The organism is uncultured Tateyamaria sp. (assembly GCF_947487805.1).
In the GTDB taxonomy this organism is placed as follows: Bacteria; Pseudomonadota; Alphaproteobacteria; order Rhodobacterales; family Rhodobacteraceae; genus Tateyamaria.
Genome location: NZ_CANKXW010000009.1, coordinates 1 through 16077 on the forward strand (window position 1 = coordinate 1; position 16077 = coordinate 16077).

Genomic DNA, 16077 nt, shown 5'->3' on the forward strand with positions numbered 1-16077 from the left:
TTTCAGTCCCATAGTTCGTCTCCTTTGTTGCAGTAAATGCTATCAAAGGAGCGGCATCAAACCGCGACAGGTCCAGTACAGTCCGCGATCTGTGAATCTAACCTCTGACCTGCTCCCCTTGGAGTCCTCGAATTTTGGTCAGCCTGTTCTCCAACTGAGGAGACAGACGATGAAGAGAAGCCGTTTCAGCGCAGTACAGATCATTGGCATTCTGAAGGAGCACCAGGCTGGGCTGGGGCGAAGGAGCTGTGCCGCAAGCATGGGATCAGCGATGCGACCTTCTACAAGTGGCGATCCAAGTATGGCGGCATGGAAGTGTCCGAGCCACTGTTTGGGTCTTCGCTAATCACATAGGCATCAGCACCGGCGCATTCCTCGGAAAGTGCTTCCCGTTCGGCTCTGTTTTGGGCTTCTGCTGCTGTTGAATACTGAAATTGCTTGCCACTCTTCAGGTTTGCTTGCCCGTGACGCCCGGGCGTCTGTTCCACATATGTCTGACAGATATAGTGAACTTTTGCTGTACTCTTGTCTGCGTCCGTCATGGGAAATCCCTCGAGGTGTGTGCAGTTACTCTCAGGTTGGAACGTTTGGGCGAACAGTATTTTTTCGCTTTTTGGCGGCTTTGGATGAACCTGATCTAGACCCGCACGACGGCATCGCCTGTGTTTTGGCTTCTCGTTCGAGGCGCGCCTTGCGCAGACGGTTGTTCTTGGTTTGCCGTTGTTCCGCCTCTGCTTCTACCATTTTTTTAACGATGCGGGTGGTCTTGTCCATCGGGGTTTCGGCACTGGGACCTTGTGCTTTGAAAACGCTTGCTTTTGTTAGCTTTGCCAAGTGTCAATCTCCTCTTTGATTTTGTAGCGGCGCGTAGGACTGTCGTCGTTCAAACCAAAGCCAAGCGGTTGTTTGGTCGTCGGGCATCGCGCGGTTTTGGCCTGGGTAGGTCATTGTGTGTGTTTATCTGAGTGTCTGGCGCTGCCATGGCGCGCATCAACGCGCTGTAATTCATCTGAAACCGCATTTCTGACCCCACGCGGAGCGTCGGATCTTTCGTTCCAATGACAAGATGATCGCTTGTTGCACCGACAAAAGTATGTCCCGGTGGCATTGTCAGCCCAGTCGCGTCCGTGTCTTGATGCCCAAGCGCAAAGATCAGGCGCATGGTTCCTGTGGTGTCAGAAACGAGGTGAATCCTTGCGAGGGCTGGGTCGGTTTGATCGACCAGTGGACCGACAGACTTGGCATCCGTCTCGATCACTTCAGCGACGAGCGTGACTGCATCACGGTAAAGACCATCGATACGATTCCCAGTGACTGGATCAACACCCAGCAGTATTGCCTCCCCAATACGTAGATCGTTGATGCGACCCGTAGAAGAGCCATTGAGAGCCCAGGGCAGAGTTGTGGAGTTGCCGCCAGATACTGTCTGAAGGTACGGGCCACATTGCTCTTCAACATCATTGGCAAGATCAGACAGGACCTGCATCTTTGCTGGTGTTGGGGCAATGCCACTCAGACAGGCAAAGTTGGCCCCAATTCCCTTCAGCGCCACCCCGGGTAACGCCACGACGCGCTGCGCCATGCAGGCAACTTCTTGTGGCATGATCCCTTCGCGCAGATCACCCATTTCGACCGTCAGGATAATACCGTGGACCGTCTTGTATCGAAGGGCCGCTGCTGCAAGCGCCGAGATCACAACCATCTCGGTGTTGTAGCTTGCCTCGCAGATTTGCACGACTACATCGGCTTGGCTCAGCATTGGTGTTCTGATCAACGTGATCGGACAAGTCATTCCCGCCTGACGCAGCCGCTGCACGTTACTCAAACGCGCATCAGCTAGGCCTGCTGCACCACCGTTGAACATCGCGCGCGCGATCGCCGGATGTCCACACACGGCTTTGCTCACTGCGGTCACCTGGATGTTGCGCGTTTTCAAGCGCTCAACAACCACTCGCGTGTTGTGACGTATCTTCCACAAATCAACATCAACGCGGGGACAGTTCAAACCGCGACCTTGGGTATGTCTTGCTGCAGGCTGGGATAGGCCGTAACAACCATCGCCAGTAAATGTGCCTGTGGTCGGCTGAGCGCGTCAGTGACGGGCAGCCCAAGTATTTCGCTTTGTGCCGCAATCGTGCTTGTGATCTCGGCTTCGGACATCCCCTCATGATTGAGCGTCATGCCAATGACCTTGGTGTCAGAGAAGGCTTCAATCAGTGCAATCTCACTTACTGGGGTGGGCATCGGCATGTCGGGAAAGTCACAGCGATGGGCGCGTTTCGGAGCATGCTGCAGAATGACGGCGTCCGGTTGGCTACCGCGCATGATAAAGGCTGATGTGCAGAAAGCCGGATGGCTGAGGGCACCTTGGCCTTCGATCAAGATCACGTCCGGCTGCTCTGCCTCTGAGGCCGCTACAATCGCGCCCTCAAGTTCGCCGCAGCAGAATTGAGGCGGTACGGCGTCCATCGCCACACCATATTTTGCGCCCTGCATCAGGCCGGTCTGGCCTGTACCTACCAGCACGGTCTTGATGCCTTTTGCGTTCAGGGCACGGGCCAGGACCGTCGCGGTGGTCCGCTTCCCGATGGCGCAATCCGTCCCAAGCACGGCGATGCGCAGCGCATGGACAAGAGCGACGCTGCCATCGAACAGGCGCATGTCCTTGCTAAGTTTGGGTTTGCGGATGTCGCGGATGCTGAGCCCTTTTGCAGTTGCCGCTTGCACAATTTCGGTATCTTCACTCAGATATTCATGCAGGCCGCTGACGATGTTCATGCCACGCGCGATCGCATCCAGTACGACTGCACGATCAACAGTCGAAAGCCGCCCTGTAGAGGGGGCCATTCCATAGATGAAAGTGTCAGGACTGGGAGTTGCCTGGGCGACAGCGGCTTCCAGATTCCCGAAGATGGGTATGTCGTTGATCTTGTCATCAAGAACCAGTCCGGCGTTCTCGCCCCTGTGGGTGCTATCGATGACCGAGACAATCCTGTAGGCCTCAGAATGACGCACAAGGCCATTGGCGGTCTTGCCATCAATTTTGGCAAAGTTGCCCTCGCAATAAACAACTGCTGTCGGCAGTGCGGCGACCTGAGACAATTGTGTCGGCGTGTCACCGGTCAAGGGCGGTACTTGCGCTCCTCCCACTGGGTGACGAATGGTATTTGCCGTCGGATGTTCGGATTTCACGCTGTTATCCTTTTGTGATCAACTTGCCTTCGCCAGTGGGTCTGGCGACCGGGATATTGTGTGATGGGTCTAGTTCTTCAGAACGCAAAGCCCCTTGGACTTTTGGAAGTTCCGGTTGCATTCCCACCGGTTTCCAGATCTGTCGAGATGGGCGTTTTCGGGGATATCGACTGCGTCGCAACCGGAACCGGAGGCTTTGTATCCCCTCTGGCACTTCCATCCCTCGCCGTAGGCTGCATCATCAAAATATGCGAAGTCTGGAATAACGACGGCCTCACAGCGACCATCCTGTTGAAAGAACCCACGTTCACATGTCCAGGGTTGGCCATAACCTGCCGTGTTCAGATAGCCGTTGATCGGAACAGCAATGGCAGTACAAAGGTCATCCACCTGCTCATATCCGCGGTCACATTCCCATCCGGGCCCATAGGTCTTGTCCACCAGATAGCCGTTTTGTGGCACGACGATCTCTTGGCAAGTATCACCAACTTTCAGAAATCCACGCAGGCAGTGCCAGCGTTCGCCAGAAGGGTCGAGGAAACCATCATCCGGCACAACCACGGCGACACAGTCCGTCCCATCGACCATGCGATAGCCATGTAGGCACTCCCATCCGGAACCATAAGTGCGGTTCGTTTCAAATGCATTTTCCGGTGCCACAACGGCTGTGCAAGTGGCGCCGGTAGGCCGATACCCGACGTTGCATTCCCAGCCGTCACCATAGCTCCTCGCGCTGGCGTTTTCCGGCAAGGTTTGGGAAAGCACGGGCATAGCCAAAAGAACCGAGGCGAAAATGGGCCATACGAAAATGACCCAAAGCATTCGGGCGTCCGCCCACATAGGGGTCCCGCAAACTGCTTGTGACGATTGCGGCGAAGCTTTTGAACTATGATCCATCTAGCTCAAGCCCCGCAAGACACGCGTCTGCGAGGTCACGGTCTGGCGTATCTGAACCGGGGTGGGTCGCCCAACCGGTTTCCATCATTGCATTGCGGCGGCTAAAGCCAGAGAGTTCCTGGAGAGTTGCGAGCTTCGCAGTGCGTTCTGGATCAGCGGCTGAAACGTCGAGACACACCGGCACCATCGCCAAAGTCACTTCATCACTTGCCAAGTTCTGTGCCATGGATTGGGCACTGCCACTTGTTGTCCAACCACCCCAGGTGAAGCCGAGGATAGATACCGCTATCGCACCACCCAAAGCACCGTAGATGCTGGGTTTCGTCCAGTCAGGAAAAGTCATTTTTGTTCCTTTGACGGAGAAAGCGCCGCCTCACTGTTTGTTGCGCTGACAAGACATTTTGTCAGAGCCGGGTCGAAGCCGTTTTGCTGACAGCGCCCTGTCCATGCCCAGTCGCAAATCGCGAAGTTTCCTGCCACCAATGCGCTTGACGCTTGCACACGGACGATGCGGTCGCGCGCCAACAGATTTGGCAACCCTCCCAGGTGTCAAAGCCCTGTTCAGGCATATGACAATCGAATTTTGATGATAGACAATTGCAGTTGGTTCTGGCAGGCCACGCGCCTTTGCCGAAGAAGACCACAACTTTGTCTAGGTTAGATAGTCGTTCAGCGCCTCAATTACAATGCTCGCTGACGTGGTCTCTGAACCAACACTACCGATGACTTTCGTCACTTTGGGCTTTTTGTGCCGCCTTCAGCGACATGGGGGGCATGCGCCAGGACGCTCAGCGAACGCCGAATGCCCCGTTTGATCGGCGTCACCTGATGCAGCACAATGCTCGGAAACACACTCACTGATCCCGGCGCCGAATGGGCCAAGGGGATGCGAGCACTTGGCCTGATTTCCAAGTCACCTCCGGGATAGGTGTCCGGATTGCTCAATTGAAGCACGAGTGTGAGCTTTCTTTTGTCGGCAGTATCGCGCAGATCATCGGTCAGCTTCCGATATCCGTGGACCTTCCCGCTCTTTGTCCGTGCTTCGCGGACCAGTTCCGTCTCTCTTTGGTTCCAAAATTACCAGGTAAAGCGTCTCCAAATCTACGGGCACCTCAAACCCATGAAAAAGCAAGATGTGCACAGTGTGGCATTACCAAAACAAGCGTTGACACTTCTGGATGAACTTCGCCGGACCGATGCCATGACGTCTGGCGCCGGAGGCCCGCAAGCTAGAGCGCAGTCGCGACCTGATTTGCGAATTTAAGCGCCGCGACGGGCAATGTCCTGCCACGCAAGTGGCCGAGAAAAAGTTCGCCACCTGCAACATCCCTGCCCGACAGCGGTACGAACGCCATATCCGGCCGGGCAAGTGCGTTCAGCCCCACCGGAATCTGGAACCCGATACCCTGCCCATAGGCTGCGAAGTGCCGCACCATGTCGAAGCTGTCGGTCTCGAGAACGGGTTCGAGCTTTCGACCCAGCCGTGCGGATGCCTGATCCAGCAGAACCCGCACCCCGAACTGTGAAGCAGGCAGGGCGAGATCATATTCCAGACACTCGCGGAGGCGCAGACTCTTCCTGCCCGCGAGTGGATGCGACGCGGACATCACCGCCATGACCGGTTGGTGCACGGCATGCAGGACTTCGAAATTCACCATATGCGCAGGTTCGAAAACCAGGGCGAGGTCACTGTCGAAATTGACCAGATCCCGTTCGGCCTGAATACGATCACGGACGTTCACGGTGAACGTCACATCGGGAAACTCTGCGCGATACTTTGAAATCTCGCGCGGCAGAAAGTATGGCAGCAAGGCTTGCGAGCAGGCGATCCTGACATGGCCCCGGCGGATGCCCGAAAGATCAGCGACGTGGCTGTGAACACGTGCCAAATCCTGCCGTTGAAGTCGGATGTGGTGAAGAAGGAGTTCCCCGGCCGGGTTCAGGCGCATGCCACGCGGCAGGCGCTCAAAGACTTCTGAGCCAAATTCCTCTTCGAATGCCTGAATGCGTCTGTTCAGGGCGGAGGCCGTGATGTTGGTATCTTCCGCGGCTTTGCGGATCGAACCCGAGCGATGCACCGCTTCGATCATGTCGTAGATCACAAGATGTCGCATGATGTCACACCGGCCCAAGCGAGGGAAACTTCGAAGTGATGCAAAAAATGCATCGGTATGCTTCATTCTTAACATTTGTTTGCATCGCTTGAAAGCGGCAGTTTGGCGCAAATCCCTTCTCGCTCGCAAAGGACTTGCCATGACAGACGCTTCCCGCAGAACTTTCCTGAAACTCTCTGGCGGCACGCTTGGTGCGGCCATGTTGCCCTTCCTCAAGGTGATGCCAGCGCAGGCCCAATCAAGCAGCAGGATCGTTGTGGTGTCAGGGCAGACCATCAACAGCCTTGATCTGCATCGCACCGGGACAAACCGGGCTTCCTATCAGGTTGCGGTGAACTGTTATGACCGCTTGGTCAGCTTTGGCACCAAGGACGCGCCGGGCGGCGGCCTGTCCTATGATTACGACGTGATCGAACCCGAATTGGCCGAAAGCTGGACGATTTCGGATGACGGCCTGACCATGACCTTCAAAATCAAATCCGACGCGACCTTTTGGGACGGGCGCAAGGTGACAGCCGCTGATGTGAAGTGGTCGTTTGACCGTGCGGTATCCGCTGGCGGCTTTCCGACGGTCCAGATGAAAGCGGGCGGCCTGGTGCGCCCTGACCAATTCGAAGCGGTCGATGACGAGACATTTGTCATCACACTCGACAAGCCCTCGAAGCTGACTTTGCCGGACCTTGCCGTGCCGGTGCCGTTCATCATCAATTCCGAAGTGGCCAAGGCCAACGCGACCGACGAAGACCCGTGGGCGATGGAATACCTCCACACGACGCCGGCGGGGTCGGGCGCCTTCAAGGTTGTGCGTTGGGACCAGGGCCAGCAACTGGTTTACGAACGCAATGACGCGTGGGTTGGCGGCCCCTTGCCGAGCTTTGAGCAAGTAATCGTCCGTGAGGTGCCCAGCCCGGCCACCCGCCGTGCGCTGGTCGAACGCGGTGACGTGCAGATGTCGTTCAACATTCCGAACAAGGATGCCTCGGAACTGGACGCGATGGACGGCGTGGATGTCTATTCCACACCGATCGAAAACTGCATCCACTGCCTCTGCCCGAACTTCAATTTCGAACCGTTTCAGGACGCCAACGTGCGCAAGGCGCTTGCCTATGCCATCCCGTACGAGGCCATCTTCCAGACCGCCGCTTATGGTCGGGGTGCGCCGATGTGGGGTGGAGAGGCCGAGATCGCCGATATCGCCTGGCCCCGCAAATCGCCCTACATGACCGACATGACCAAGGCCAAGGAGCACATGGCGGCGTCCGGTTTTGCCTCCGGCTTTGAAGTGCCTTTGTCGATCAGCCTTGGTCTGGCCGACTGGATGGAGCCAACGGCGCTGCTCATGCAGGAGGCCTTTGCCGAGATCGGGATCAAGACCGAGATCGAGAAGATCCCCGGCGCGAACTGGCGGTCCGCGGCCTTGGTCGAGAAACGCCTGCCGTTGCATCTTGAGAACTTTGGTGGCTGGCTGAATACGCCGGATTACTACTTCTTCTGGGCGTACAAACACGGGCACCTGTTCAACTCGTCGAACTACCTGAACGAGGAAATAGAACAGCTTGTGGACAGCACGCTCCACATCCCGATGGACGACCCGGCCTATGCGCCCAACATCAAGCGGATGTTTGAAATCGCGTTTGAAGACCTGCCGCGCATCCCGCTTTGGCAGCCTGCTCTCAACGTCGCGATGAATGGCGCTGCGGGGTATGAGTTCTGGTTCCACCGCCAGCTCGATGTGCGTCCGCTGACCACCGCCACCGCTTGATGAGCGCGCGCTCGAAAATGATCCTGGGCCGCGTGGCCCAGGCGATCCCCGTTGTGATGGGCGTCGTCGTGATCTCGTTTCTGCTCACACGCGCTTTGCCCGGGGATCCTGCCGCTTACTTTGCAGGTCCGGCGGCGGATGAAGCGTCGATCGCGGAAATCCGTGAGGCGCTTGGCCTCGACAAACCCCTGTTTCAACAGTTTTTCCTGTATGTCGGCGATCTGGCGCGGGGTGACCTCGGCACCTCGCTGACAACGGGCCAGACGGTCATGTCCGATCTTGCGGCCCGTTTGCCAGCCTCTCTGGAATTGACACTTGTTGCGTTGCTTTTGTCCTGCGCCATTGCCATTCCACTGGGAGTTCTCGCCGCAACCCGGCCCGGAACGTGGGTGGACCACATGTGCCGTGTGCTGGTGACGGCCGGTGTCTCGATGCCGACATTCTTCACCGGGATCGTGCTGATCTATGTGTTCTATTACCTCGCCGGGCTCGCGCCATCACCGTTGGGGCGGCTCGACTTCATCTATCTTTCGCCGCCGCATGTCACCGGGTTTTACCTGATCGACGCCGCGCTTGCAGGCGATTGGGAGACCTGGTTCGGCGCACTCAAGCAGCTGATCTTGCCCGCAACGACACTTGCCCTTTTTACTCTGGCCCCCATCGCCCGCATGACGCGCGCCGCGATGCTGTCTGCACTGTCATCTGACTTTATCCGCACCGCCCGCGCCGCTGGCCTTGGCAGCCGCAAGGTTCTTTATGGCTACGCCTTTCGCAACGCGCTCCTGCCTGTGGTCACCACGCTCGGTATGGTCTTTTCCTTCACGCTCGGCGCGAATGTCCTGGTCGAGAAGGTCTTTGCCTGGCCCGGCATCGGGTCTTACGCGGTCGAGGCACTGGTGGTCTCGGATTATGCCGCCGTGCAGGGCTTTGTTCTGGCCATGGCGCTCCTGTTCGTGGCGCTCAACCTTGTCATCGACATCGCTTACGCGCTGATCGATCCACGCATCGGATTGAACTGATGGTCGATATGACAACCTCGCAACCTGCGCGCAAAGGCGACACGACGCTCGGGCACATCGCCTATGTCCTCAAGGACAACCCGGTCACGATGCTGGCCTTTGCCATGCTCGCCTTCTTTCTGGGATGCGCGGTCTTCGGCCCTGCGCTGGTGCCCTATGACCCGCTCGCGACGAATGCCTCCCGAGCGCTCGAAGCGCCAAGTTGGGATCACTGGTTTGGCACCGACAATCTCGGGCGCGACGTATTCAGCCGGGTCATCGTGGCAACGCGCCTCGATTTGACGATTTCGGTCGCAGCTGTGGCGCTGAGCTTTGTCATCGGCTCGGTCCTCGGGTCCATCGCGGGATACTGGGGTGGGTGGATCGATGCCGTGCTGAACCGGTGCCTCGACACGATCATGGCGTTCCCGCTGTTCGTTCTGGCCATGGGGGTCGTTGCAGCCCTTGGCAACACGGTCGAAAATATCATCTACGCCACCGCGATCATCAACATCCCCTTCTACGCGCGCCTTGTGCGGGCAGAGGTCAACATCCGTCGAAACGCGGGCTTTGCGCAGGCCGCCAAACTGGCGGGCAACAGCGATCTGCGCGTGCTCGCCGTACATATCTTTCCAAACGCCCTGCCGCCGATGATGGTGCAGGTCTCGCTCAACCTTGGCTGGGCCATCCTGAACGCGGCGGGTCTCAGCTTTATTGGCCTTGGCGTGCGCCCTCCCACCCCTGAATGGGGGATCATGGTGGCCGAAGGCGCGAACTTCATCGTCTCGGGCGAATGGTGGCTCGCCGTCTTCCCCGGTCTGTGGCTGATGCTGGCGGTCTTTACCTTCAATCTTCTCGGCGACGGTCTGCGCGACATCGTCGATCCCCGCAAGAGGACCTGAGTGATGCTATCGATCAAGGACCTCTCTGTCGCGTTCAAAACCCGAAAAGGGGAGGTGAACGCCGTGCGTGGTATCTCCCTCGAAGTCGGCAAGGGCGAAACGCTCGGGATTGTCGGTGAAAGCGGATCGGGCAAATCCGTAACGTCCTACGCGCTCATGCGCATCCTCGATGCGGGCGGTGACATCCGCAGCGGCGATGTCACCTATGGCGGGATCGACCTGCGCGCCGCATCCGAGCGGGACATGCGCGACATTCGCGGACGCGAGATTTCGATGATCTTCCAGAACCCGCGCGCAGCCTTGAACCCGATCCGGCGCGTCGGCCATCAGGTCGAAGACGTGCTGATCCGACATGCCCAAGCCACCCGGCAGGACGCCAGAGCCAAAGCCATTGCAGCGCTGGAGGCGGTCAGGATCAACGACGCCGCCGCACGCTACGAGGCCTATCCGTTCGAACTCTCTGGCGGCATGTGCCAACGGATCGTCATCGCCATTGCGCTGGCCTGCAAACCGCAACTGCTCATCGCGGACGAGCCAACCACCGGGCTCGACATCACCACGCAAAAAGCGGTCATGGACCTTGTCGGCGAGCTGGCAAAAGAACGCGGCATGGGGATGATCCTGATCACGCATGATCTGGGCCTCGCATCGCAGTACTGCGACCGTATTGTCGTGATGAAAGACGGCCTGATCGTAGAAGAAGGAGAGCCAGGCACACTCTTCACGGCTCCGCAACACGCCTACACACGCAAATTGGTGGACGCGACCCCGCGTCTTGGCGCGTCGATCCGCAACCTTTTGCCACCCGAAGTGCGCAGCCCGGAACCCGAACACAGGGTTCATACACGCCCGCTTCTGGAAGTGCGTGATCTCGTGAAAACCTATCCGGGCAAAGCCGGGCCGGTTCAGGCCGTCAAGGGCATTTCGTTCGACATCAAGGCCGGACAGTCGCTGGGCCTTGTCGGTGAAAGCGGCAGCGGAAAATCCACGACATCGGAAATGGTCGTACGGCTCCAGGACCCGACCTCCGGCGCTATCCTCTTTGACGGTCACGATATCGCGTCGACCCCGTCCGCCCGGTTCATGCGCCATGCCGTGCGCCGGGACATACAAATGGTCTTTCAGGACGCGACAGACAGCCTGAACCCACGCGGCACGGCGGCATCCGCCATCGCGGAGCCGCTTGCCCGAATTGACCGGATGCGCGGCGCAAAACTGTCCACGCGCGTGTCCGAACTCGCCGATCTCGTCGGGTTGCCGCAGCCTCTGCTCAGCCGGTTTCCGCACCAGCTCTCCGGCGGTCAGAAAGCCCGCGTCGGCATCGCGCGCGCCATCGCGCTGGAGCCGAAGCTTCTGATCCTTGACGAGCCGACCGCCGCGCTTGACGTCTCGATCCAGGCGCTTGTTCTCAACCTGTTGGTCGACCTGCGCGCGCAGATGGGGATGTCGTACCTGTTCGTCAGCCATGACCTCAATGTCGTTCGCCTTTTGTGTGATGAGGTCCTCGTCATGAAACAGGGTGAAATCGTCGATCGCGGTCCAACCGCGACAGTGATGGACAATCCCAGCCATCTCTACACCCGCGCTTTGATCGAAGCGGCCCCGCAGCCGCCCGAACCCGTTGCCGCCTGAATCCGGAAAGACAAAGACCATGACCAAAGCCAATCCTCTGACCCTCGACGCTCTCCGCGACGCCTATGACACGGGTGCCACCCCTTCGGACATCGTGCGCGAGGTGTACCGGCGCATCGACGCCGTGGGTGATCCGGACATCTTCATTCACCTTCGTCCGATGGAAGACGTGCTTGCCGACGCCGGGGCCCTGCCTGCACGCTCGGACGCGCTGCCTCTTTGGGGTGTGCCCTTCGTCGCAAAGGACAACATCGATGTTGCCGGTATCCCGACAACCGCCGCCTGTCCTGCTTATGCGTTTACGCCGGCAAGGGACGCGTTTGTTGTCGCACAACTGCGGGCAGCCGGCGCTTTGGTCATCGGCAAGACGAACCTCGACCAGTTCGCGACCGGCCTTGTCGGTGTGCGGTCCCCTTATGGTGTTCCAAAGAACGCGATTGATCCCGAAATTGTACCGGGCGGATCATCCAGCGGCTCGGGCGTCGCGGTCGGGCACGGCTTTGTCACGTTTTCACTCGGCACGGACACGGCAGGCTCCGGCCGCGTTCCGGCCGCGCTCAACAACATTGTCGGGTTGAAACCATCTCTGGGCGCATTGTCCGCAACCGGCGTCGTGCCCGCATGCCGTACGCTCGATACCATTTCGATCTTTGCCGGGACGGTCACCGACGCTTTTGCCGCGTTCCAGGTGGCCTGCGCAGAGGACCCCGAAGATGCCTATTCCAAGGGACTTTGCGCAGGCCACCTGAGCGTCCCGCCCTCCAGTTTCAGGGTCGGAGTGCCTGATGCGGCCTCTCGCATCTTCTTTGGCGACACCGTGCAGGCGGCGAGTTTCGAAGCCAACCTGAAGCGGTTGCAAGCGCTGGGCGGAACGGTCGTCGAACTCGACTTTTCGCCGCTCTACGCGGTGGCGGACATGCTCTATGAAGGGGCATGGGTGGCCGAGCGCTATACGGTCGTCGAAGATCTCATGCGCAACACGCCGGATGCCTTGCATCCCACGACGGCAAAGATCATCGGCGCTGCGGAACACCTGTCCGCTGCGGACGCCTTCCGGGGCATCTACAGGCTGAAAGAGTTAGAACGCGCCGCGAACGCGCTGATGGCGCAGGTCGATCTGCTGTGTGTTCCGACGATCCCGACGTTCTATTCGGTTGCCGACCTCGAAGCCGATCCGGTCACGCCGAACTCCAATCTGGGGACCTATACGAATTTCGTGAACCTGTTGGACATGTGCGGCATCGCCGTGCCATCCGCACCGCGCAGTGACGGGCGGCCCGGCTCCATCACATTGCTTGCACCCAGCGGCCAAGACGCCCAGATCGCCAGCCTTGCGGTAGCCTTCGCCGGAGAGAGCGCCGCGAATGCACCGATAGACACCACCGAAACGGAAATCGCGATTGCGGTCTGCGGGGCCCACATGTCCGGCATGGCGCTCAACCACGAATTGACCTCCCGCGGTGGCCGCTTGCTGCACGCAACGCACACATCACCCCGCTATCGTCTGTACGCCCTAGCAGGTGGGCCGCCGCAACGTCCGGGCCTACTGCGGATTGAAAAAGGCGCAAAGATTGAAATCGAAGTCTGGGCCCTGCCGAAACCCAGCGTGGGCGCATTCCTCGAAGGTATTCCAGCGCCTTTGTCGATTGGCACAATCGAACTTCAAGACGGCTCCAAGGCACACGGTTTTCTGGTTGAAACGGCCGGGGTACAAGGTGCGGAAGATATCACACACCTTGGCAGCTGGCGGACCTTCCAGAACCTTGGGCAAAAGGTTGTGAATGAACACGCGAACTGATCGCGCGCGCCACCGGATAACGCGCGGCGAGAATACACGATCGCAACAGTGGTCAGTCGCATCCGTTGTGCTTGCGCCACATCGCGGGGTCATGCCCCACCGGCACCGCCGCACATGGATCGTCTGTATATCCGCGCAAGACAGCGTACCGGCTGACCTGCGCGTCAGACAGCAAAGGCAGGGTGCGCAGATGGGCGCGCAGATGCACAAGGCGCAGAGTTGCCCGCGTATCACCTGTCTTTGCCACCAGCCGCTCCAGCGTTTCGGCATCCGGCGCGCCTTGCTGGAACGCGGCATCCAGCGCCTGTTCTGACGCGACGAAAGCCGCGCCCGCGCGGATCGCCTCCGCTTGCATGTGCCCGCGTATCTCCTCGATCTGGGCGCGTTGATCGGCGCTCAGCCCAATCTGGTCGGCCAGTTCAAGCAGATGCGTCGGCCCCGGTACACCGTTCAGCTCGGCCGCCCGCGCCAATCCCCATCCGCCACCGCGGGCAATTTCCGCGAGGTCCTGTTCCGACAGGGATTTGATGGCGCGCGTTTCCTCGCCCGCATAGGCGGACCGTTCCGTGCCGTGGTCGTCGGTATGCGCTTGCGCCATGGCAGAGACCGGCAAAAGAAAGACGAAAGCGGCGACGCGTATGATGTCCATCAATATAACCCTCGATTTGCGATGTGTTCGCATGGATCTATTGCACAGTGTGGCACCACGTGAGCATGATAGAGATCATGTCAGCCCCCTATATCAGACCTTTCGAAAACGCCCCGGTTCAGTTGCTGAACGAGGGCGCGACCCTGTTTCGCCGGGATGATACCGTCAAAAAGGCCTTTCTGGTGCGCGAGGGCCATGTCTTTTTGCGCCGGGCGTTGAGTGATGGCGGGCTTCTCACCCTCCACGTCGCGACCGAGGGGGCGTTGGTGGCCGAAGCCTCGCTCTTTGCCGATCGATATCACTGTGATGCGGTCACGGATGTGCGGACAAAGGTTGCTGTCCTGCCGCGTGAAAAACTTCTGGCGCAGTTGGCAAATACAACGTCTTCGGCGCTCAGCGCATTTGAGCGCACGGCCAAGGAGTTACAGACCACACGCATGCGGATCGAGATCATGCGCCTCAAAAAGGTAACCGACCGATTGGACGCTTACCTTGATGTCTTCGGTCCACCGGCGGTCGGGGCATGGGTGCGCGTCGCGGACTGGATTGGCGTCTCACCACCCGCACTTTACCGCGAGCTTGCGCGCAGACGGCTGGATTGACTCCCCTGCGCCCAGTCCACGGGATCGTGCGGGCGGTTGTCCACCCGCAGATGCCCCATCACTCCACGGAGCCGGGAAGCGACAGATCGCCCGACGCAATGTCAAAGATATCCGTGACACACAAAAGGGGCGCATGAACGCTGTCGTTCACGCGCAGCGCCGCGGTGACACCGTCAAAGCTGACCCCCGCGGCACCACCAGCCACGGCGGCGTTGATTGTCACTTCCGCGCCATCGAAAACGGGCGTGAACCCGGGGCTGTCCAGCAGGATGGGCAGACCGGGCCACGTCGCGGGCATATCGGGTGTCGTTCCTTCGGGAATGTCCTTGACCGCAAGTGCGCCGGGGCCGCACGCGTCCGTCGGCGCCAGAACAACCCAGTGACTGTGCCAGATGCCGCCGTCATTGGCCGTGTCCCCGTCGCGGTTTTCGTCGAACAAGGGTGTATCGTCGAAATCCGGATGGCTGGTCGCCGCCATCGCAAGAATGCCGGCACCTTTGTCAAAGCCAACGACCGCAGGATCGAGGGTGGTGGGCCAAACATAGGACCAGACAGGCGCACCCCCAACCGCACCCATTGCCGTGGGCGTATCCGCCCCGGCCACACCATTGGTGGTCATGTGAAAGGTCACCGTCGTGCCGGATCCGTGCACATGTGCCGCAAGGATGTCGAAGGCCGCCACCTTCGATGTGTCGGCCGCTGACCGGACCGCACCGGGCTGGTGGATCGCGTGATGATCGTGATCGCCATCGGCAAGCACTGTCGTGGCGCAGGTGGCGAGAAACAGGGTGAGAACGCGAGACATGTAATTTCCTTTCGAGTCGCTACTATCTCAAGACATGGACCGATGCGAGTGGTCAGCGCAAGGAAAAAGTTTCGACTCGATATCTTTTCTTTCTTGTGAGGCTGTGCTTATGTGCAGGCCATGACCCGCAAACCGACAGACAAACCAACCGTGACATCGGACAGATTACTGGCGCTGATCGACCGCATGTCGCGGCTGTCGAACTCCGAACTCCGGGGGCCAGACCTGAACCCGGCGCAACGCGCGGCGCTGGTGTACCTGAAGATCTCCAACCGGTTCTCGCGCAAGCCGTCCCTGGTCGCCGAATATCTGAGCGCAACACGTGGCACTGTCTCGCAAACACTCAAGGCACTGGAACGCAAGGGCATGGTCGAGGTGCACAAGGATGCCTCGGACGGGCGAAGCATCTCCTACGGCCTCACCCGCAAGGGCCATGAGGCGCTCTTGGAACATGATGCCGACGGCGGACTTGATGCGATGATACCGCCTGACGCCGCAGCGCGGCTCGAAGCCGACCTCTCGGCCATCCTGTCGCAGGCCCTGTCGGCGCGGGGGCACCGCAGTTTCGGGCTGTGCAGGACCTGCAAACACCACATCCATGTGAATGGGGATCGCCGCTGCGCGTTGCTTGACGTACCGCTTGACGACACGGACAGCGCATTGATCTGCGCCGAGCATGCCTGAACGACGCGGCACGGATTTCGGTCTGGCCGACGGCCTCTGGGG

At 59.4% G+C, this 16077-nt stretch carries 16 protein-coding genes and 2 pseudogenes; 8 read left to right on the plus strand and 10 right to left on the minus strand.

Features of this window, described 5'->3' with window-relative positions; genetic code table 11:
• Nucleotides 1-169: 169 nt before the first annotated feature.
• Nucleotides 170-324, plus strand: a pseudogene (locus Q0949_RS17735) (transposase); the annotation flags it as partial.
• On the opposite strand, the gene Q0949_RS17740 reads toward Q0949_RS17735, so the two are convergent.
• The 8 genes and pseudogenes from Q0949_RS17740 to Q0949_RS17775 all read right to left on the minus strand — a co-directional run bounded on the left by Q0949_RS17740 (nucleotide 282) and on the right by Q0949_RS17775 (nucleotide 6179).
• Nucleotides 282-542: a hypothetical protein gene (locus Q0949_RS17740; protein WP_299375432.1), complete on the minus strand. Its 261-nt coding sequence runs from the start codon at nucleotides 540-542 to the stop codon at nucleotides 282-284. The pseudogene Q0949_RS17735 and the gene Q0949_RS17740 overlap by 43 nt on opposite strands.
• Before the next feature lie 31 nt (nucleotides 543-573).
• Nucleotides 574-834: a hypothetical protein gene (locus Q0949_RS17745; protein ID WP_299375435.1), complete on the minus strand. Its 261-nt coding sequence runs from the start codon at nucleotides 832-834 to the stop codon at nucleotides 574-576.
• 49 nt (nucleotides 835-883) lie between these two features.
• Complete coding sequence (locus Q0949_RS17750) at nucleotides 884-2005, minus strand: alanine/ornithine racemase family PLP-dependent enzyme (RefSeq protein ID WP_299375439.1); 1122 nt, start codon at nucleotides 2003-2005, stop codon at nucleotides 884-886.
• Nucleotides 2002-3192, minus strand: a complete 1191-nt coding sequence (locus Q0949_RS17755; RefSeq protein ID WP_299375442.1) for a DUF1611 domain-containing protein — start codon at nucleotides 3190-3192, stop codon at nucleotides 2002-2004. The genes Q0949_RS17750 and Q0949_RS17755 overlap by 4 nt, the downstream gene beginning before the upstream one ends.
• A 69-nt stretch (nucleotides 3193-3261) precedes the next feature.
• A complete protein-coding gene (locus Q0949_RS17760) occupies nucleotides 3262-4014 on the minus strand; it encodes a hypothetical protein (RefSeq protein ID WP_299375445.1) in 753 nt (250 codons plus the stop codon).
• Between the two features lie 64 nt (nucleotides 4015-4078).
• Nucleotides 4079-4432: a hypothetical protein gene (locus Q0949_RS17765; RefSeq protein ID WP_299375448.1), complete on the minus strand. Its 354-nt coding sequence runs from the start codon at nucleotides 4430-4432 to the stop codon at nucleotides 4079-4081.
• A 389-nt stretch (nucleotides 4433-4821) separates the two neighbouring features.
• A pseudogene (locus Q0949_RS17770) lies at nucleotides 4822-5160 on the minus strand (2OG-Fe(II) oxygenase); the annotation flags it as partial.
• A gap of 158 nt (nucleotides 5161-5318) precedes the next feature.
• Nucleotides 5319-6179 carry a LysR family transcriptional regulator gene (locus Q0949_RS17775; protein WP_299375451.1) on the minus strand — a complete coding sequence of 287 codons (861 nt, stop codon included), beginning with the start codon at nucleotides 6177-6179 and terminating at the stop codon, nucleotides 5319-5321.
• Between the two features lie 163 nt (nucleotides 6180-6342).
• On the opposite strand from Q0949_RS17775, the gene Q0949_RS17780 reads away from it, so the two are divergent.
• Genes Q0949_RS17780 through atzF form a run of 5 tightly spaced genes read left to right on the plus strand, consistent with a single transcriptional unit; the run spans nucleotide 6343 to nucleotide 13295 of the window.
• A complete protein-coding gene (locus tag Q0949_RS17780; protein ID WP_299375454.1) occupies nucleotides 6343-7965 on the plus strand; it encodes an ABC transporter substrate-binding protein in 1623 nt (540 codons plus the stop codon).
• 17 nt (nucleotides 7966-7982) lie between these two features.
• Nucleotides 7983-8984: an ABC transporter permease gene (locus Q0949_RS17785; protein ID WP_299375457.1), complete on the plus strand. Its 1002-nt coding sequence runs from the start codon at nucleotides 7983-7985 to the stop codon at nucleotides 8982-8984.
• Nucleotides 8984-9865: an ABC transporter permease gene (locus Q0949_RS17790; RefSeq protein WP_299375460.1), complete on the plus strand. Its 882-nt coding sequence runs from the start codon at nucleotides 8984-8986 to the stop codon at nucleotides 9863-9865. The genes Q0949_RS17785 and Q0949_RS17790 overlap by 1 nt, the downstream gene beginning before the upstream one ends.
• Nucleotides 9866-9868: 3 nt before the next feature.
• A complete protein-coding gene (locus tag Q0949_RS17795; RefSeq protein ID WP_299375463.1) occupies nucleotides 9869-11497 on the plus strand; it encodes an ABC transporter ATP-binding protein in 1629 nt (542 codons plus the stop codon).
• Nucleotides 11498-11516: 19 nt separating this feature from the next.
• On the plus strand, nucleotides 11517-13295 hold the full coding sequence (gene atzF, locus Q0949_RS17800; protein WP_299375466.1) for an allophanate hydrolase: 1779 nt from the start codon (nucleotides 11517-11519) through the stop codon (nucleotides 13293-13295).
• A gap of 52 nt (nucleotides 13296-13347) precedes the next feature.
• On the opposite strand, the gene Q0949_RS17805 is transcribed toward atzF, so the two are convergent.
• Nucleotides 13348-13944 (minus strand): hypothetical protein, encoded by a 597-nt coding sequence (locus Q0949_RS17805; protein WP_299375469.1) that lies wholly within the window; start codon nucleotides 13942-13944, stop codon nucleotides 13348-13350.
• 77 nt (nucleotides 13945-14021) lie between these two features.
• Between Q0949_RS17805 and Q0949_RS17810 the strand changes: the two genes are divergently transcribed.
• A complete protein-coding gene (locus Q0949_RS17810) occupies nucleotides 14022-14546 on the plus strand; it encodes a Crp/Fnr family transcriptional regulator (protein WP_299375472.1) in 525 nt (174 codons plus the stop codon).
• Nucleotides 14547-14604: 58 nt separating this feature from the next.
• Here Q0949_RS17810 and Q0949_RS17815 read toward each other — a convergent pair whose 3' ends face one another.
• A complete protein-coding gene (locus Q0949_RS17815) occupies nucleotides 14605-15351 on the minus strand; it encodes a hypothetical protein (RefSeq protein WP_299375475.1) in 747 nt (248 codons plus the stop codon).
• 120 nt (nucleotides 15352-15471) lie between these two features.
• Here Q0949_RS17815 and Q0949_RS17820 point away from each other — a divergent pair, with 120 nt between their 5' ends.
• Entirely contained in the window at nucleotides 15472-16035 is a 564-nt protein-coding gene (locus Q0949_RS17820; protein ID WP_299375478.1) for a MarR family winged helix-turn-helix transcriptional regulator, read from the plus strand.
• Nucleotides 16036-16077: the final 42 nt, after the last annotated feature.